The organism is Staphylospora marina (genome assembly GCF_003856495.1).
In the GTDB taxonomy this organism is placed as follows: Bacteria; Bacillota; Bacilli; order Thermoactinomycetales; family Thermoactinomycetaceae; genus Staphylospora; species Staphylospora marina.
Genome location: NZ_CP034118.1, coordinates 1,975,627 through 1,993,425, shown reverse-complemented (window position 1 = coordinate 1,993,425; position 17,799 = coordinate 1,975,627). Strand labels below are relative to the sequence as shown.

The window sequence follows — 17,799 nt, the reverse complement described above, 5'->3', positions numbered from 1 at the left end:
GTACGAAGTAAGTGTTGGAAGGGGAAACGCAGTGAGCCGTCAGGTTTTTGTCACGAGACAGATTGGGGAGGCCGTGCTGCACCGGCTCGGTTCGCATGCAACTTGCGTGATCCATCCGGGAGAATCGGGGCCCACGCGCGACGAGCTGATTCGGGGATTGCAGGGAAAAGAGGCTCTGCTCTGCACGGTGACCGATCCGGTCGATGAGGAAGTCATCGCTTCCGCGCCGGATCTCAGGATCATCAGCAATTTCGGGGTGGGCGTCAACCACATTGACATCGAAGCGGCCACCCGGCGGGGCATCCTCGTCACCCATACACCCGGTGTACTCACCGACGCCACCGCGGATCTGACATGGGCCCTGCTGCTGGACGCGGCCCGTCGGGTCTCGGAAGGGGACCGTTTGGTCCGGAGAGGCGGATGGAAAGGGTGGACGCCGACATTCATGCTCGGAACGGAAGTGACCGGAAAGACCCTGGGGATCATCGGCATGGGCCGGATCGGTCAGGAAGTGGCCCGGCGCGCTTCGGGCTTCCGGATGCGGATTCTCTATCATTCCCGCCGCCGTCTGGCGCCGGAGAAAGAGCGGGAGCTCCGAGCGGAATACGCAACACCGGACCGGCTGCTTGCAGAAGCGGACTTTGTCTCCCTGCATGCACCATACACCCGGGAGACCCACCATCTGATCGGGAAAAGGGAGCTGTCTCTGATGAAGCCGGGGGCGATTCTGATCAACACCGCCCGCGGTTCGCTGGTGGACGAACAGGAGTTGGTCCGGGCATTGAAACGCGGACAAATCGCTGCCGCAGGGTTGGATGTCTACGAGCGGGAGCCCGAGGTTCATCCGGAACTCCCCGGACTGGAGCAGGTGGTGCTGGCACCCCATCTGGGCAGTGCCACCCGGGAGACAAGGGAGGCCATGGCTCATCTGGCGGTTGAAAACCTGAAGGCATATTTTGAAGGACGACGTCCTCCTCACCCGGTCAACCCGGAAATTCTGCCATCGTGACGGGAGGCGGGTTCGGAATCGAGACGGAATTTCCGGCCCTCCACTCCTTGGACAATCGTGGGAAATGTGCTAAGATAATCACCAGTGTCCGAAAAGACGGCCACGGACGGCCCGGTCATGGGCGAAGAAACCGCTTGCATTCGATGCTTTTGCCTATTCTCGGAAGGGTGTTTCCGGATGGACGGGAACACCATGTTGACCGATTGACCGACATTTGTCATAAAAGGGCTTGTTTCAGCATATGAGTTGCAGGGGAAATGGCATCCCGGCCGGACGATGACGGTGACTTGCCCGCTCAATAGCTTGTTCGGATATCAAGGGAGGCGGTTGTGAATGTCGCAAACGAAGAAAGAAGTACTGCTCACGGAAGAGGGGCTTGAAAAAGTCAAACAGGAATTGGAGCACCTGAAGACGCACAAGCGGCATGAAGTGGCTCAACGGTTGAAAGATGCGATCGCCCAGGGCGATTTGAGCGAAAACTCCGAGTACGATGCTGCGAAAGAAGAGCAGGCATTCATCGAATCCAGAATCATTCATCTTGAAAACATGATCCGAAATGCGAAAATCATCTCTTCGGAACACTTGGACAAGGATGTGGTGAATGTCGGTTCCACGGTGACCATCCGTGAACTGTTTGAGGACGGAGAGGAAGGAGACGAGGAGACCTACACCATCGTCGGCAGCGCGGAATCCAATCCGTCCGAATTCAAGATTTCCAACGAATCCCCGATCGGTGCCGAGCTGATCGGCAAACGCGTCGGCGATCTCATCCACGTCACCACTCCGGACGGTGTCGTGATCAAGTTCAAGGTGACCAAAATCGAGTGACGACGGACGGTTTCGTCGTCCGTACGGACAGGCCCCCGGCAACCATTCGGCCGGGGGTTTTTGCATAATTTTTCCTGTTTCTTTGCAAACTAAGCCGGATCATGTGAGGAAGGGGACATGAATCCGGTGAGACGAAGAGTGGTCATTACAGGGATGGGCGTATTGACGCCGGTCGGCAACACTCCCGAGATCTTTTTCTCCCGATTGCTGGAAGGAAGAAGCGGAGTGGGACCGATCACACGCTTTGATCCCACGGGGTATCCCACGACCATCGCGGCGGAGATCGATGATTTTCGCGCGGAGGATTATCTGGACCGGAAAGAGATCCGTCGGATGGATCTGTTCACCCGGTTTGCGGTGGCCGCCGCCCGGATGGCTGCCGAAAGCGCCCGGCTGGATGATCCCCGGATCGACCGGAACCGGATCGGGGTGATGGTGGGATCCGGCAGCGGGGGGTTGTCCATGATTCAGGCAGAGCACGAGCGGGTGCTGACATCGGGTCCCTCCCGGCTCAGTCCGTATCTGGCACCGGCCATGCTGGTGAACATGGCGTGCGGAGAGATCGCCATCGCCGTCGGGGCGTACGGACCTTCCGCCGCGGTGGTGACGGCGTGCGCCACCGGAGCCAGCTGCATCGGGGAAGCGATGCGAATGATCCGATACGGGGAGGCCGACGTGATGCTGGCAGGCGGGTCGGAAGCTCCCGTCACTCCGCTTGGTTTGGCGGCCTTCAGCCGGATCCGCGCGTTGTCCCGCCGAAACGATGAACCGGGAAAGGCCAGCCGGCCGTTCGACCGGAGCAGGGACGGATTTGTCGCCGGAGAGGGAGCCGGCGTTCTCGTCCTGGAGGAGTTGGAACATGCCCTGAAGCGTGGAGTGCCCATTTTGGCGGAACTGGTCGGATACGGAACGTCCACCGATGCTCACCATGTGACGGCCCCCCGCGCGGACGGGGCCGGCGCGGTCCGGTCGATGACCCTGGCTCTCCGGGATGCGGGTTTGCAACCGGAGGACATCGGCTATGTGAACGCCCACGGAACCGGCACACCGCTCAATGACCGGATGGAAGCGGAAGCGATTCGTCAGGTGTTCGGCGAGTGGGCGCCCAAGGTGCCCGTGAGTTCGATCAAATCGATGACCGGCCATTTGCTGGGGGCGGCCGGAGCCGTGGAACTGGTGGCATCCGTCCAAACCCTTCGCACGGGTTGGATTCCGCCGACCATCAATCTGGAAGAACCCGATGAGGGATTTGAACTCGATTTTGTGCCGGGGCGTGCCCGGCGCCGCGAATGTGAATTTGTGATGAGCAATTCCTTCGGATTCGGCGGGCACAATGTCAGCCTGATCGTCAAGCGCTGGGAAGAGGGAGTCGGTTCGTTTTCGCCCATCCCGGAACAAGTTTGTTTCGGGACAACCGCGGGTCATGACAAATGAACGCGGAAAGAACTGATCGGGAGGTGTGGGGCATGCATGAATCCCGGGAATACATCGTCATCAAGGGAGCGAGGGAGAACAACCTCAAAAACGTCTCCTTGCGCATTCCCAAACGGAAGATCACGGTGTTCACCGGGGTGTCCGGTTCCGGCAAATCTTCGATCGTCTTTGATACGATCGCGGCGGAATCCATGCGTTTGCTGAACGAGAATTTCAGCATGTTCGTGCGTCGTTTTTTGCCGAAGATTCCGCATCCGGACGCCGATTCGATCGAACACTTGAACATGGCGGTGGTCGTTGACCAGAAACCGCCGGGAGGGGGATCGCATTCGACGGTCGGCACCGTCACCGATATATCCCCGTTGCTTCGGCTGCTGTTTTCCCGTTTGGGGGAACCGTCCGCGGGGCCGCCGAGCATGTATTCCTTCAACGATCCGAAGGGGATGTGCCCGGAGTGCAACGGTGTCGGCCGCCGACTGTCCGTCGATCTCGGGAAAGCGGTGGACATGTCCAAGTCCCTGAACGAAGGGGCCATCCTGCTGCCCGACTACAAGGTGGACGGATGGGACTGGTCGCTGATCGTGCAATCCAACTATTTTGATCCCGACAAGAAACTGGAAGATTATGCGGAGGATGAGCTGGAGCTGCTCCTGTACGGCAAGGCCCGGAAACTGAAAATGCAGTTCGCCGGAAAAGAGGTGAACGTGACATGGGAAGGGGTCATTGAAAAATTCACCAACAAGTACATCAAGCGTGACCTGAAAACCATGTCCGAACGTACCCGGAAGGCCGTCGAGCCGTACATCACCGAGGCTCCCTGCCCCGCCTGCGGAAGTGCGCGGCTCAATCAGGCCGCCCTCAACTCCCGGATCAACGGATACAATATCGCGGAACTGTCATCCATGGAAATCGGACAGCTGCTCCGCGTTCTGGACGAGATCGACGCTCCCGTTGCCGCCCCCGTCGTCCGGGCGTTGACGGAGAGGCTCCGGCATCTGGTGGAGATCGGGCTGGATTACCTGACGCTGGACCGGGAAACGGACACGTTGTCCGGGGGAGAGGCGCAGCGTGTCAAAATGGTGAGGCATCTGACCGGAAGCCTGGTGGATGTGACGTACATTTTTGAAGAACCCAGCGTCGGACTGCATCCCCGCGACGTGCACCGGTTGAACGGGATGCTTCAACGTTTGCGGGACAAGGGCAATACCGTGCTTGTCGTCGAGCATGATCCCGACGTGATCAAGGTGGGAGATCACATTGTCGACGTCGGCCCTCATGCCGGCAGCCGAGGCGGCACCATCGTATATGAAGGAAGCTTTACGGGACTCCTCCGTTCGGATACGCTGACCGGCAGACACCTGAAACGGCCGCTTCGTCCGAAGGAGAAGGTCAGACGCCCGACGGGCACATTGTCCGTCAAAAATGCCACGCTGCACAATCTGCAAAATGTGAGCGTGGATCTTCCGACGGGCGTGCTGACGGTCGTCACCGGAGTCTCCGGCTCCGGCAAGAGCACGCTGATTCATGATGTTTTTCTCCGTGAGCATCCGGAAGCGATCGTCATCGATCAATCGGCGGTTTCCGTATCCACGCGTTCCAATTCCGCGACGTACACGGGGCTGATGGATGACATCCGCAAGGCGTTCGCTTCCGCCAACAAGGTCAGCCCGAGCCTGTTCAGCTTCAATTCCAAGGGAGCTTGCGACAACTGCAAAGGGCTGGGAGTCGTGTACACCGATCTGGCGTTTCTCGACAGCGTGGAACTTCCCTGTGAAGTGTGCGGAGGCAGACGGTTCAAGGAAGAAGTGCTGGCGTACAAACTGAACGGAAAATCCGTCGCGGACGTGTTGGAAATGACGGTGGAACAGGCCCTTTCATTTTTTGAACAGAAAGAGATCGTGAAAAAGCTTCGGGCCATGAGTGACGTGGGCTTGTCCTATCTGACGCTCGGCCAGCCGCTCAGCACGCTCTCGGGCGGGGAATTGCAGCGCATCAAGCTGGCGAACGAACTTCACAAGAAGGGGAGCATCTACGTGATGGACGAGCCGACGACCGGCTTGCACATGTCGGACATCGGTCAGCTGCTGGAGATCATCAACCGGCTGGTGGATGCCGGCAACACGGTGATCGTCATCGAACACAACCTCGAAGTGATCAGCCAGGCCGACAGAATCATCGACATGGGACCGGACGCGGGCAGCCGGGGCGGACGGGTGGTGTTTGAAGGCACCCCGGCGGAAATCATTCACGCGGAGCAGTCCGTGACCGGAAAATACTTGAAAATGGCTTTGCAGTAACGGGACGTTTCCTTTGAGTGAGTGATGCCGGGAAGAAAGAAGAAACCGGATGCGCAAGGGGCGCCGAAACCGCGGAGGCGGGCAACCGATTGGGATGCCCGCTTTTTCTTTTGTCTGGAAAGGGAAGGAAAAAGAGCGGAGGCAGGAGAAAATTTTTCCTGTTGATACACCTGTCCCATGGAACCATCACTTTCCGTACAAGAAAGGTTGAGGCACCGTTGAAACCGATCACCTGGATCCACACCGCCGACTGGCATCTGGACGAGCCGGCCGCTGGGTGGAGAGGGACCAAGGAGGATTTGTTGCGAAGAAGGGAAGAACACCGGGAAACAATCCGCCGCATTGTTTCCCTGACGCAGGATAAAAGAGCCGATTTTCTGTTCATCGCGGGAGATGTATGGAACTCGGAGTTTTTGACGCCGTCCACGGTTCGGTTCGTGAAGGAGGAACTGGCAAGGCTGGAGGGAACCCGGGTGTTCATCGCTCCCGGAAACCGGGACCCGATCCGGGCGGGCTCGTCATGGCTTCTGGAAGATTGGCCGGACCATGTGCACGTGTTCGGTCCGGGATGGGAATGCGTCGAGCTGGAAGAAGAAGGGATCTCGGTGACCGGACGCGGGATGGCCGATCCGGCGGAGAACGAATGGGAGCGACCGCCGGAGACCGGAACCGGGCCGAGGAAAGTGCTCCTGCTGCACGGGGAATGGCTGGACAGGCGGAAACCGTGTGAAGTGTTCCCCGTTCCCGAGCGGGAGCTGATGAAACTGGACGTGGACCTCGTCTTGCTGGGACACGGGCGGAGGATGGCCGAAAAGAGGCTGAACAATCAGAGAAAAACCCGGATCTTCCGGCCGGATTCTCCCGAAGGAAGAAGTCCCGGGGAGTGCGGTCCGCGTCATGTTTTCTTCGGATGCTGGGATTCTGTCGGCATCCGGGTGGAACCGGTGTCCGTCGAGACGAGGCGCGCGGAGCAAATGGAAGTCGACGTCACCGGATGCCGAAGCCGCGAGGACGTTCTGCCTCGGCTGGCGGAAGAACTGGCTGCGTTCCGGGACGTTCGGCTGTATGTGAGAATCCGTGGAAAACGAAGCGGCGGTTGGAAACCGACGGATGAAGACCTGTTCTGGCTGGAGGAACGGCTCCTGGCGTCGGGATTTGCGGAAATCCGCGTGGAAGACGCGACCGTTCCCGATCTGGATCTGGATCACTACCGGAGACAACCGGGCGTGGTCGGAGTGTTTGTCCGGATGATGGAAGAGCGGATCGAGAGAGAACCGGAACGGGCGGAAGAGCTTGCGGCCGCACTCTGGACCGGACTGGAAACCCTTCTGGCGAAAGAGGAGGTGACGGTATGAGGCTGCACCGGGTGAAATTTCGGGGATTCGGTCGCTGGATCGACCGCGAATTCGAATTCAAAGACGGCATCAATCTGGTCGAGGCCCCCAACGAAGCGGGAAAATCCACGCTGCTTACCGGCATCTTCGCCCTGCTCTACGGTCCGAAAAAAGAGGGGACGCAGATTCGCACCAGAGCCGACTGGCTGGAACGGTATGCCCCCTGGACGGGAGGCGGGTACGGGGGAGAAATTGAATACAGTCTCTCCGGCAAACGGTTTCGTCTGGTGAGAAACCTGGATTGGAAGCGGGAAAAGGAAGAACTGTTCGATCTGGAAGCCGAGAGGGAGATCACCGGGGAGTTCCCGCCGGACCAGCGGAAAGACCGCCAGTTTCTGGAGCGGCAGATCCGGCTTTCCGGGGAAAGCCTCCGGAGAATCATTTTTCTCACCTCCGGAACGCTGCCGCAGGACGGGAGAAAGGAGAAAAAAGGGGGAGACTCGCAGGTTCTCGAGCGACTGAAGCGTCTGGTGGTCCAGGGAGAAGATTATGACGTGAACCGGGCCGTCCGGCAACTGGACGCGTCGCTGGCGGAGATCGGCACCGCAAGGGCTTCCACCCGCCCGTACGGGGCGGCGCTGGCCCGAAAGGAGCAGCTGGAGCGAGAGATCGCCGAGATGGCCGAAAAGCGGGAGCAGTACGTGAGGGAACGGGAGGAGCTCAAGAAACTGGAGGAGCAATTTCGCCTCATCGATGCGGAAAAGGGGGAACTGGAGAGCCTCCTGACCGAGATCCGCGAAAAAGCGGAACGGCAACAGGCCACGGAAATGTTGCACAAAGAACTGCAACATCTGATCATGGAGCGCAACAACATCCGGATGAAATTGGACGAGCACCGGGAATCGTGCCGGAAAATGGAAGAATTGCAGGTGGAATGCGACCGGACCCGTCCCCCGCGGCCCATCTATTATGAACAGTACTACGAATTGGCGGAAAAACAGCGGCAAAAACAGGCCTTGCTCCAGCAAATCGAGGAATTCGACGCGCGGCTGGCGGAATTGGATCGCTCGCTGGAAGAAATGGTTCAGACACATGCCAAGCTGCTGCAGATGGACGAATCCCGCTCCTTGGGGGTCTTGCATCAATTGAAAGAGATCCGGCGACTGGAGGAGCGGAACGAGGAACTGGCCGCCATGTTGGACAAATCCGAGGAATCCGGAAGTTGGGGAGAGATCCGCCAGGATCTGCTTCGACTCGACGAATTGCAAAAAGAAGCCAAAACGCTGGAACAGGACAAGATGCGCGTGCAACTGCGACTGACCCAGCTGACCGACCGGCCCGTCTGGAAATGGATGCTTCGGTCATGGGGTTGGTTGGCCGTCTGCGTGGCGGGCGTGATCGCCACGGTTCCGTTGGCCATTTGGTTGCCCGCGGTTTCTCCCGTTCCCCTCATCATGGCCGGTTGGGCCGGTTTCCGTTTTCATCGCGGCCGGATGGCGGACCAGGTGCGGCGGGAACAGCAAGAAGCCGAGAGAGAGGAGTTGCGCGCGCGCCTGGAAGAGGTGTGCGGGAAGATCTCCGCCAATGAAGCTTCGCAGCGGGAGCTGATGCAAAGGTGGCAGGCGGAGTCCATCGGACACATGGTTCAGAAACAGGCGGATATCCTGGAGGAGATGAAAAAGCGGGAAAACTGGAAACGGGAAGCGGCGGAAAACCGGGAAGCGATCGAACATTTGAAAAAAGAGGCGGGAACGTGGCTTGCCGATTACCTGGAGGAAGTTCCCGAGTGGTCGGCGGCGGAATGGCTGGAGTCGGCCCGCAATCTGGTGACCCGTTTCCGTCAGGTGAAGAGTGAACTTCATCAATTTCAGTTGGAACGCAGCATGAAACGCAAGGAGCAGGAAGACCGCAAGCGGCAACTGGAAAGTGTCCGGGCATTTTTGGAAGCGTGGGAAGCACGGTTCGGCACGACGGATCCCGAAACGGCCAAGAAATGGATGGATCAGACGGAAACGTTGTTGAAGTTGGAACAAAAACTCTCGGAGGAACGGAAGAAGTTCCTGGAACTTGAGGAATTGCGCCGCAAGGAGCGATGGGAGGAGCAGGAACGGGAACTGGAAGAGAGGATTTTGCAACTTCAATCCATGTTGGCCGACTACTACTCGGGCATGACCGAACCCCAGGTGGATTGGAAGGCGCGGCTGCTCGACGCGGAACGGGAACTCTCCCATTTCATCGAGAAATGGAGAGAGCACAAGGAAACGATGGATCGCCTGCGGGGAAGCATCGACCAATTGGAAGAATGGTTGGAAGAGATGTCGATCAAAGCCGCGGAACGGGTTCGTGCCGAAGAGGAAATCGATCGGATCCGACGCAGGCGGAACGTGCTGGAAATCGCCCGAGAAGCGCTGGATAAGGCGGCAAGGGAAGTGCGCGACAACATCGCTCCCCGATTGGTCCCCCATGCGGCGGGGTGGATCCGCCAAGTGACGGACGGACGTTACAGCGATCTGCTCATCGATGTGAAAAACGGCATCCGCCTGGATGTGTTCGTGCCCGAAACCGGCGAGAAAAAGTCGGTGGACCGGCTCAGCCAAGGCACGATCGACCAGATGTTTTTCGCCATGCGTCTCAGCCTCGTCCAGTTTTATTCCGAGCATACCGGCACCCGTCTCCCCCTGTTTCTGGATGATTGTTTCGTCCACTTTGACGAGGAACGGATCCGCCGGGCCATTCGTCTTCTGGCGGAGTTTTCGCGGGAGCATCAGATCATTCTTTGCACTTGTCAAAACCGTGAGCGTCGGTTGATGGAGGAAGAAGGAATCCGGTGGCATGAGGTGAAGCTCGCGTGATCCGACCGCCCAAACAACAAAACCCGTCCGCGGGACGGGTGGAGGGGCATGTCACGCCAGTCATGGGCCGGTTCCGTTTCCCGCATGCGCTTTGGTTCGATTCGGCGAAGCGGGAAACGGAACCGGCCTTTTACGGAACAAGTTCAACCCGTCCGGGGACCGTCGAGCGAAATGACAGCGTTTTACGGGCTCGTTCGTCCACGGACGGGATGTTCATTTGTGGATGATGTGCGGTTTGATGAATCGAAGATAGGCTTCGACCCGGGCGATGTCTTCCAGGTCCACGTTGCAGGTGCGGAGGGATTCCACCATATGTTTCACGGCGATGTTGTACTCTTCGGAGGTGATGTTCAGGCCGGCATGGGCTTTTCGGAGGGAGAACTGGTCAAACGGCTTTCCGTTCAGGGCCCAACTCATGAAGAAGGTGGTCATGTTCTTGCGAAGTGAGTCGACGTTGATGCCGATGAAGTGGTGGTTGACCCGGTCATCCAGCAACATGCGGTTGCAAAAATCGTGGACGGCCGCGCGAATCGTTTCGTCTCCCCCCATCTTTTCATACAACGTGCTCTTCGTACTCCTTAACAATTCAAAACCTCCGTTTCGTATTGTGCAGAGGAGTTGGGCGATGAATCCGGTCCTGGATGTTTCTCCATTGATTTTCAGAATCAAACGCGCAAGGGAGAGGGTTCCATCATTATACTATTCCCGAAATGATGTGTCATTTTCCGGTTTGTCGGATAAAATCGTATAATCGCGAACATTCTCCCGATTTCGTGATTTGTGGAAGATTTCCAGTAAATTCGCCGAATTTCCTCCTTTTTCCTCCCGGGGGCAAGGCATTCTTTCATATTGAAATACCCGTGCCGGGTATGGCATCATTCCATTTGCGGATTCTGAAAAGTATCGTCAAATCCAGCGAAGCAAGGAGGACCCAAATCGTGGCCGGATGGATCTGTCTTCATCCCGTGACACGGTCCGGGAGGGGCATGGGACTGCGTTCCGTCGACCCGGAACCGGGAAGCACCACCGTATACATATTGCCGGGCACCCGGCACGTGAAAAGCATGATCGGGACGCTTGAAAACGAAGATGTCCAATGCATGACCTTTGACCGGTTTGTCCGGTGGTGTCTCGGCACCGCCGGCAAAAGACCCTTGATGACCCGCCCTCAGCAAAGATTGCTGATTGAGCAGGCATTGTGGGAGCTTCGTGAAAAGCGGGGTTCCCTCCGGTTTTTGGACGGGGCGCTCCGGCGACCATCGGGATGGTTTGCCGCTTTGGAGGGGGCGATCGGTGAGTTGAAGCGTTCCGGAGTCACACCGGGGCGTCTCTTGGAACTGTGGAAGGATCGTCCGGTCAGGTACGCGGAATTGGCCGCGTTTTACGAAACCTACCAAGAGCTCCTGCATCGGTACGGTTGGTGGGATCAGGAAGAACCGTATTTCGAGCTGGCACGCCGCTGGAAGGAACCGGGGATTCGCCGCCCGAAGCGGCTCGTGTTGGAACATTTCCATGATCTCAACCCGCTTCAGGAACAGTTGCTGACGGCTCTGGTCACGGAAGTGGAGATTTTCTTCCATGTCATGATGGACGAGCGGCGCCCGTTGCTGCGGGGCATGGCGGAATCGATCGTGAAGCGACTGATGTCCAGGGGATTTCAGCCTGTTTATGTCAGTCGCGATCCGATGGATCATCATGGCAAGCATCCGTTTCTTGCCCATCTGTGTGAAGAAGTCTTTTTGGACTTTCCGTTGCCCCGTACCGGGCGGGATGCACTGGAAGTGATCCGTGCACCGGGAATGACAGCGGAAGTCGAGGCGGCGGTCGTGCGATTGAAGCGCTGGTTGCGGGAGACGGGAACGGATTGTTCCGAGGTGGCGCTGATCGTGCCGAGCATGCGTCTGTACGGTCCCGTTCTGTTCAGGGAACTGGAGCGGGCCGGCATTCCGGCACGCGGGGAAACGGGGAAGGACATGCATGCGCATCCGATGCTCCGGCTGCTGCTGGAGGCGTTCCGGACAAAATCCGGTGATTCGTCCGCTTTGAGAGAGTTGGTCGGAACGTCGTATTTCACTTGGTCTGCGAAATTGGCGCCGGTGCGGAAGCGTCTGCTGCGTCCTCCGGTTCCCCGTATGCCGGACGAGCTTCGGCGGAGATGGGAAGATGAGGTTCGGGAACTCCGCCGGAAAGCGGAGGACCCCGATTCGCCGGAGCGGGATACGGCGCAGGCGGAACTGTTGAAATGGCAGGAGGCCGAAACGGCGATTCAAGCACTTTGCGATTGGATCGACAGCATCCCGGATTCGGCCGATCCGAACACTTGGGCGGAGTGGTTCCAAGCATGGACGGAGCCGCTCTGTCATCGGGAGCGTTGGCGGGAAATGGCCAAAGACGGGCGCTTGTTGAAACAGGCGGCCGAGGAGATGGCGGTGTACCGGGAATTGAAACATTTGGCTGCCCAATGGAAGCAGCTGGCCCGGTTGGCACCTCTCAGGAGCATGGATGCGGATCGTTTTGCCGCCTTGCTCGCGGACGGAGCCAAAGGGAGCCGGATCGCCCTGAATCGGACGGAGAGGCAAGGGGTGCACGTGTTGGAAGCGCCCGATGTTCGCGGGGACCGTTTCCGGGCGGTGTTCCTGTTGGGAGCCGCCGACGGGATTTGGCCCCGGGTTCACCAGGACTTTTGGCTGCTCCCCGACAACGAGCGCAAGGCACTTCGCAAGGAAGAAGTGCGTTTGATCCTGTCCGGGGAACACAGGGACAGGGAGCGGGTGGAATTTTTCATGAGCCTGACGGCCGCCGGGGAAAAGCTCGTGCTCACAATGCCCACCCAGGACGACGAGGGTCGCAAGCTGATTCCGTCCCCGTACCTGGAAGAAGTGTTGCAAGTGGCACAGCAAGTGGAGATTCAAAACATTGACGTATCCGAACGGTCCGGTCCCGTCTCGTGGGAAGCGGCATTCACGCCCGCGCGGGCGGCCGAATTCGCGATCAGTCGTTTGGCGGAACCGTCCCTCGGCGATGAAGATCGCTTGCGGGTGGCCACGGTGAAAAAGGTATGGACGAAGCTGTGGCCGGAAACCTGGCAGGTGTTCCTGGATCGCGCCGCGGCAGCCAGAGCCAGGCATTCTCCGGAATGGACGCCGTTTGACGGGAGGATCCGACTGTCCGATGATTTGCAAAGGCGTTTGCGGGAGCGGTTGGAGGTTCTCCGGTGGCGGCCTGAAGACCTGGACCGGCTGATCGAATGCCGTTTCCGGTTCCTGGCGGACAAGGTGTGGGAGGCCTTGCCTGCCGGATTTACTTTCAAAGAGGTCGGCAAGGCGGTGCAGAGCATCTGGCTCTCCCGGACGATGACCCGGTTTTTCGAGCGGTACGGAAGCGAATTCGGAGACTGGTTTTGCGAGGAAACAGGTTGGAATCGCCTGGTGGGCGTGGCCGAAGAGGTGATGGACGGATGGAGCCATGAGGAGGGGGCGGGGGCATTCGGTGCCGCCTTGAGCGTGGGACGGAGGCGGTTTTTGAAAAACCTCCGCGAACTTTGGGAAAAGGAAGCCAAATGGCGAAAGGATCGCGGCAACCACCTGCCGCCTCATCGGGTCCGCCTCCGGTATGAATGGGATCTTCCCGTGGATGACGGGTCGGTCATCCGCTTGACCGGAACGATTGACCGGGTCGACGTGTCGGAGGACGGAACCCCGGCGCTGTTCCATTACCGGGTGGACACCGGCAATGTCCCGAAAGAAAAACTGGTTCAGGGGCGCAGGATCCGCGCTTTCGCCGATTTGTGGGCCTTTCGTGAGCTGGAACCGGATTCTCCGGAACCGTGCGGATCCGGGTGCTGGACGGTCAAGGACCGGAACTGGGGATTGTGGAGAGATGCGGCCAAAGAGGCCGGCATCATCCAACGTGCCAAATGCATTCCCGAAGACCGGTGGGAAGACACGCTGGAGCAGGCAAAACAGCTCCTCTTCCGGGAATGGAAGAAAGCGTTGGAGGGAGATTTCCGGGTGGAGCCGTCGGACGGATGTTCGACTTACTGTTCACAGAGACATCTCTGCCGGATCGACCTGAACCGGTTGATGCTCCGGAAAATGGCGGGAGAGGGGGCCGAGTGATGATCAAAGTGGCGGAACTCACGTCCGAACAGTGGCAGGCGGCGAATTGTCTGGACAAAAACTGCATCGTGCAGGCCGGTGCCGGATCCGGAAAGACCCGGGTGCTGGTGGAGCGGTATCTCGCCATCCTGGAACGTCACAACCAGGATCCCGGAATGTTGGACCGGATTGTGGCCATCACGTTCACCGAGAAAGCGGCCGCCGAGATGAAGGAACGGATTCGCAAAGAGGTGTCCGTCCGGGCCCGGCGCATGCGTCAGGCCGGAGACGATGTGCGGGCCGCGGCCTGGCATCGCCTGTTCGGCGAGATGGAGCGAGCCCGGATCACCACGATTCATTCGTTTTGCTTGCAACTTCTGCGTCGTTATCCGGTCGAGGCGGGGATCGATCCGGATCCCGTCGTGCTGGAGGAAGCGGAAAGCGGAAGACGCCTGACCGAATCGGTGGAAGAAGCGCTTGCCGCCCGATTGTCCGCAACCGGTGAATCGACGGGGGTGTTGGAAAGCTGGGTGGTGGACATCGGATGGTCGGGCAGCGTGAACCGGCTCACCGGTGTCTTGGCCGAATTGCTCACCAAGGGCATGGACGTTCCTGCGCTCCGGGAAAAAACCATGTCCGATCTGGACATGCGGGAACGACTTTCGTCGGACCGGGCGGAGCGGGAAGGATCGGTGAGGGTTCCGGAACCAACGGAGGATGCGTTTGGAAAGCGGGAATTTCCGGCCGCCCGGTTGGAGCGGATCCTGCTCGAAGAAATCTTTGACGTGATCGAGGCGGCGTTCCGGCTGTACGCGGAGCGCAAGCAAGCCGACGGGGCGATCGATTACGATGAAATGCAGTCCCGGGTGTGCGGGCTGTTGGAAAAACATCCGGAAATCCGCAGGGAAATCCGGGAAGGCATCGATTGGTTGATGGTGGATGAATATCAGGACACCAGTCCGCTGCAAAAAAAGCTGATCGATCTTTTGGGTCGGGATGATGACGGTTCTTTCAGACCCGGCAAACTGTTCGTGGTGGGGGACCCCAACCAGTCGATCTACGGGTTCCGCGGTGTCGACGTGACCGTGTTTCACCGGACCCGGGAGGAGATCTGCGCTTCGCCGGAGGGAACCGAAGTGTTCCTGCGGCACAATTTCCGTTCCGAACCGGAGCTGGTGAAGCTCTGCAACAACGTGTTCGGCAAGCTCATGAACGAAGAGGCACCGAACGGATATGTTCCGGCCGAAGCCGGCATCCGCGGATCTTCACCGTCCCATGTGGCGGAATGGATCGACGTGCCGAAAGCGGATCCCCGTTTTCCCGGATGGGATCACCGGGATCTGGAAGCGGCGATGCTCGCCCGGCGGATCGACCGGATGATCAGGGAAGAGGGCGTGCGACCGGGGCAGATGGCGGTCCTGTTCCGGGCGATGACCCATGTCAAAAAGGTTGAACGGGAATTGGCCCGACTTGGCATTCCGTATTTCGTGGTGAAAGGAAGGGGGTTTTATGACCGGCAGGAAATCCATGATGTGAAGCACTTCCTCAGGCTGCTGGTCAACCCTGAGGATCGGGCGGCGATGGTCGGCGTTCTCCGGTCACCGTTTTGCGCCGTTTCCGATGAAACCGTCACCCGGATTGCCCTGGAAGCCGCCTGGCGGGAAGGGCCCGAACGATGGGCCGAACGGCCGGACCTGGACGAGGCGGAACGGCGAAAGCTTCGCCGGTTCGCCGTCTTGCTCCAAAAAGCCGGGCAACTGGCCGGGACGATGCGGATCGGCGACTTGCTCAGGATGGTATTGGAAGAGAGCGGATACACCGTCACGGCGTGGGCCGTCCCCGAAGGGAAGCGGACGGTGGCCAATCTGAACAAGCTTCTCGAACAGGCGGATCGGCTCGAAGGGATGGACGGATGGTCGATTTCCCGTTACCTGGATCGGCTGGAGTGGCTGACCCGGGAACAGGAGAGGGAAAACGAAGCGGCGGTGGAGTCGGAGGACAGCGACTGTGTCAAGCTGATGACGATTCACCAGGCAAAAGGATTGGAATTTCCGGTGGTATTCGTCCCCGATCTGTCCCGAAAACCCGGCCGAAACCGGCTTGATCTGTTCGTGTGTGACGAGCGGGGACTGGTCGTCAATCTGAAGGACGGTCAGGGGAATACGGTGGAGCGTTTTACATCGGCGGAAGAGCGGCGAAAGAGGCTCGAGCGGGAAGAGTCGCTCCGGCTTCTGTACGTGGCGATGACGAGGGCGGAATCGCGATTGGTGCTCAGCGGGGTGAGAGGGGGGACAAAAAAAGGAGGAAAGGAGGAGACGTGGATCGAAGGATTGTCGGCGTCACTGGGCGCGGACAACATCAATCCCGACACCGGGGAGTGGATGTATGAAGAAGGAGCTCTTCCCATCCGATGGTTGACCGGTCCGGCCCCCGATGTGTCCGCCGGGAGCCGGCAGGAAACCCCGCTCGATCGATTGGCAAAAGGCGAAGATCCGTTTCAAGGGATCACCGGAACGGAGGAGGAGCCGGATTCCCCGCCGTTTTTTCTCCGCCGCGGCCTGACCCCGGGTGACCTTCTGGAGATGAGCGTCACCGAATGGAAAGAAATGGTCAACTGCCCCCGTCGATATTATTACGGAAGGGTGATCGGCGTTCCCGCACTGGGCGCCGGCGGCGAAGAGCCGAACCCGACCGGGGGAAAACCGGGAGTCCTCGCCCCCAATGAACGGGGAACGGTCGTTCATCGCGTGTTCGAACTGCTCGCCGAATCGGGGGGAGAACCGGAAACTTGGGAGCGGTTCGCGTTGCAGGCTTTGGAAGAACAAGAGATCGCCCCGGAGGACAGAAAGGCGGCACTGGAAGAGATTCGCCCGTTCATCGGGAGATTTGCGTTCGGGGAATGGTACGCGCGGGTGAGAAACAGTTCCGAATGCCGGACGGAAGAACGATTCACGTTCACCACCCGGGGGCTTACGATCATCGGGGTGATGGATTGCCTGATCCGCGATGCCCGGGGGAATTGGGAAATCATCGACTACAAGACCGATCAGGTGACACCCGAAACGCTGGAAGAGACGGCACGGGAATACATGCCCCAGCTGATGCTGTACGCATTGGCGGCCTCGCAAAGAAACATCCGGCCTGTCCGCGCGTCTCTCTGGTTCGTGGGAGCGGGGCTGGAGCGATCCTGGGACGTTGACGCAACGTGGATCGGACGCGCGGAGGAAATGCTGGAGGAAACCGCCGTGAAGCTCCGGACGTCCACGGAGCAGGACGGATGGGAACCGCGACCGGGGAAACGGTGCTTCCATTGCCCCTGGAACTGGTTGTGTGACGGTGCCGCCGCTGAAGGATGACAAACGCCGGGGGATGGACTATCATGGGAAGAGGCAGATCCCGCCCAATTGATTTTCGTAAGGGAGAGGTCCGCAAGTGGAATCGATTCAAGATGGATTTTCCGCATTCGTCATGGGATTCGCCCGCCTTTTTCTCATTTCGCTCTTCATCTGGATGTTCGGTCTCGTCGTGCTTCTGTTCCGCGAAATGTTCAGCGGGCGAGAGCTCGTGCTCAGGGAATATCTCCAAAAGGTGTGGAGACTTCTCCTCGCCAGCTTTGAATGGGTTTCCTACGCCGGAGTCATCGGGGGCCCCGTGTTCCTGATGTTTTCCGAAGAGAAACTGACCTATGTGATGCTGACGGTGGCCGCCGTCATCATGAGCGGCGTCTGGTTGGCCGTTCGCAAACAGACCGGCGGCTTCATGAGTTCCCGTGTCAGAAAATGAACGGACTGTTTGAAAGGGGTTTGCGTTTCCGGGGGTGTCCGGGAGCGTCAAACCCCTTTTCGTTTTTGTCCGCCATCCGCACGGGGACATACAAACTTCGTCAAAGGTCCAATTTTCCGACTCTTTACTTTCATGCCCCGGATGGGTAATAATAATAGGAAAATT

Annotated in this window: 10 protein-coding genes; 9 read left to right on the top strand and 1 reads right to left on the bottom strand. The window is 58.9% G+C overall.

The genetic code is table 11. From position 1 onward, the window contains the following. The first annotated feature begins 31 nt into the window (after positions 1-31). From EG886_RS09815 to EG886_RS09790, 6 genes are all read left to right on the top strand, one after another. A complete protein-coding gene (locus EG886_RS09815; protein ID WP_124727973.1) occupies positions 32-1,009 on the top strand; it encodes a 2-hydroxyacid dehydrogenase in 978 nt (325 codons plus the stop codon). A gap of 333 nt (positions 1,010-1,342) precedes the next feature. Further along, positions 1,343-1,837 (top strand): transcription elongation factor GreA, encoded by a 495-nt coding sequence (gene greA / locus EG886_RS09810; RefSeq protein ID WP_124727972.1) that lies wholly within the window; start codon positions 1,343-1,345, stop codon positions 1,835-1,837. Between the two features lie 126 nt (positions 1,838-1,963). After that, positions 1,964-3,271 carry a beta-ketoacyl-ACP synthase II gene (gene fabF, locus EG886_RS09805; RefSeq protein WP_420894171.1) on the top strand — a complete coding sequence of 436 codons (1,308 nt, stop codon included), beginning with the start codon at positions 1,964-1,966 and terminating at the stop codon, positions 3,269-3,271. 32 nt (positions 3,272-3,303) lie between these two features. Then, entirely contained in the window at positions 3,304-5,568 is a 2,265-nt protein-coding gene (locus tag EG886_RS09800) for an ATP-binding cassette domain-containing protein (RefSeq protein ID WP_124727970.1), read from the top strand. Between the two features lie 218 nt (positions 5,569-5,786). Then, on the top strand, positions 5,787-6,923 hold the full coding sequence (locus EG886_RS09795; RefSeq protein ID WP_164491773.1) for a metallophosphoesterase family protein: 1,137 nt from the start codon (positions 5,787-5,789) through the stop codon (positions 6,921-6,923). After that, positions 6,920-9,754, top strand: coding sequence for an AAA family ATPase (locus EG886_RS09790; protein WP_124727968.1), 2,835 nt, complete (start codon positions 6,920-6,922; stop codon positions 9,752-9,754). Before EG886_RS09795 ends, EG886_RS09790 begins: the two co-directional genes overlap by 4 nt. A gap of 213 nt (positions 9,755-9,967) precedes the next feature. On the opposite strand, the gene EG886_RS09785 is transcribed toward EG886_RS09790, so the two are convergent. After that, complete coding sequence (locus tag EG886_RS09785; RefSeq protein ID WP_124727967.1) at positions 9,968-10,339, bottom strand: group I truncated hemoglobin; 372 nt, start codon at positions 10,337-10,339, stop codon at positions 9,968-9,970. Positions 10,340-10,692: 353 nt separating this feature from the next. Here EG886_RS09785 and EG886_RS09780 point away from each other — a divergent pair, with 353 nt between their 5' ends. The 3 genes from EG886_RS09780 (at position 10,693) to EG886_RS09770 (ending at position 17,634) form a co-directional block, all read left to right on the top strand. After that, a complete protein-coding gene (locus tag EG886_RS09780) occupies positions 10,693-13,872 on the top strand; it encodes a PD-(D/E)XK nuclease family protein (protein WP_164491772.1) in 3,180 nt (1,059 codons plus the stop codon). Next, the gene (locus tag EG886_RS09775) at positions 13,872-17,207 is read left to right on the top strand and encodes a UvrD-helicase domain-containing protein (protein ID WP_164491771.1); all 3,336 of its coding nucleotides are present in this window, start codon (positions 13,872-13,874) and stop codon (positions 17,205-17,207) included. Before EG886_RS09780 ends, EG886_RS09775 begins: the two co-directional genes overlap by 1 nt. Positions 17,208-17,283: 76 nt before the next feature. Beyond that, positions 17,284-17,634 carry a hypothetical protein gene (locus EG886_RS09770; RefSeq protein ID WP_124727964.1) on the top strand — a complete coding sequence of 117 codons (351 nt, stop codon included), beginning with the start codon at positions 17,284-17,286 and terminating at the stop codon, positions 17,632-17,634. Positions 17,635-17,799: the final 165 nt, after the last annotated feature.

Bases quoted from the DNA above. Each gene is read 5' to 3' on its own strand.
- greA (WP_124727972.1), top strand. From the start codon at position 1,343: ATGTCGCAAACGAAGAAAGAAGTACTGCTCACGGAAGAGGGGCTTGAA.
- EG886_RS09800 (WP_124727970.1), top strand. From the start codon at position 3,304: ATGCATGAATCCCGGGAATACATCGTCATCAAGGGAGCGAGGGAGAAC.
- EG886_RS09790 (WP_124727968.1), top strand. From the start codon at position 6,920: ATGAGGCTGCACCGGGTGAAATTTCGGGGATTCGGTCGCTGGATCGAC.
- EG886_RS09775 (WP_164491771.1), top strand. From the start codon at position 13,872: ATGATCAAAGTGGCGGAACTCACGTCCGAACAGTGGCAGGCGGCGAAT.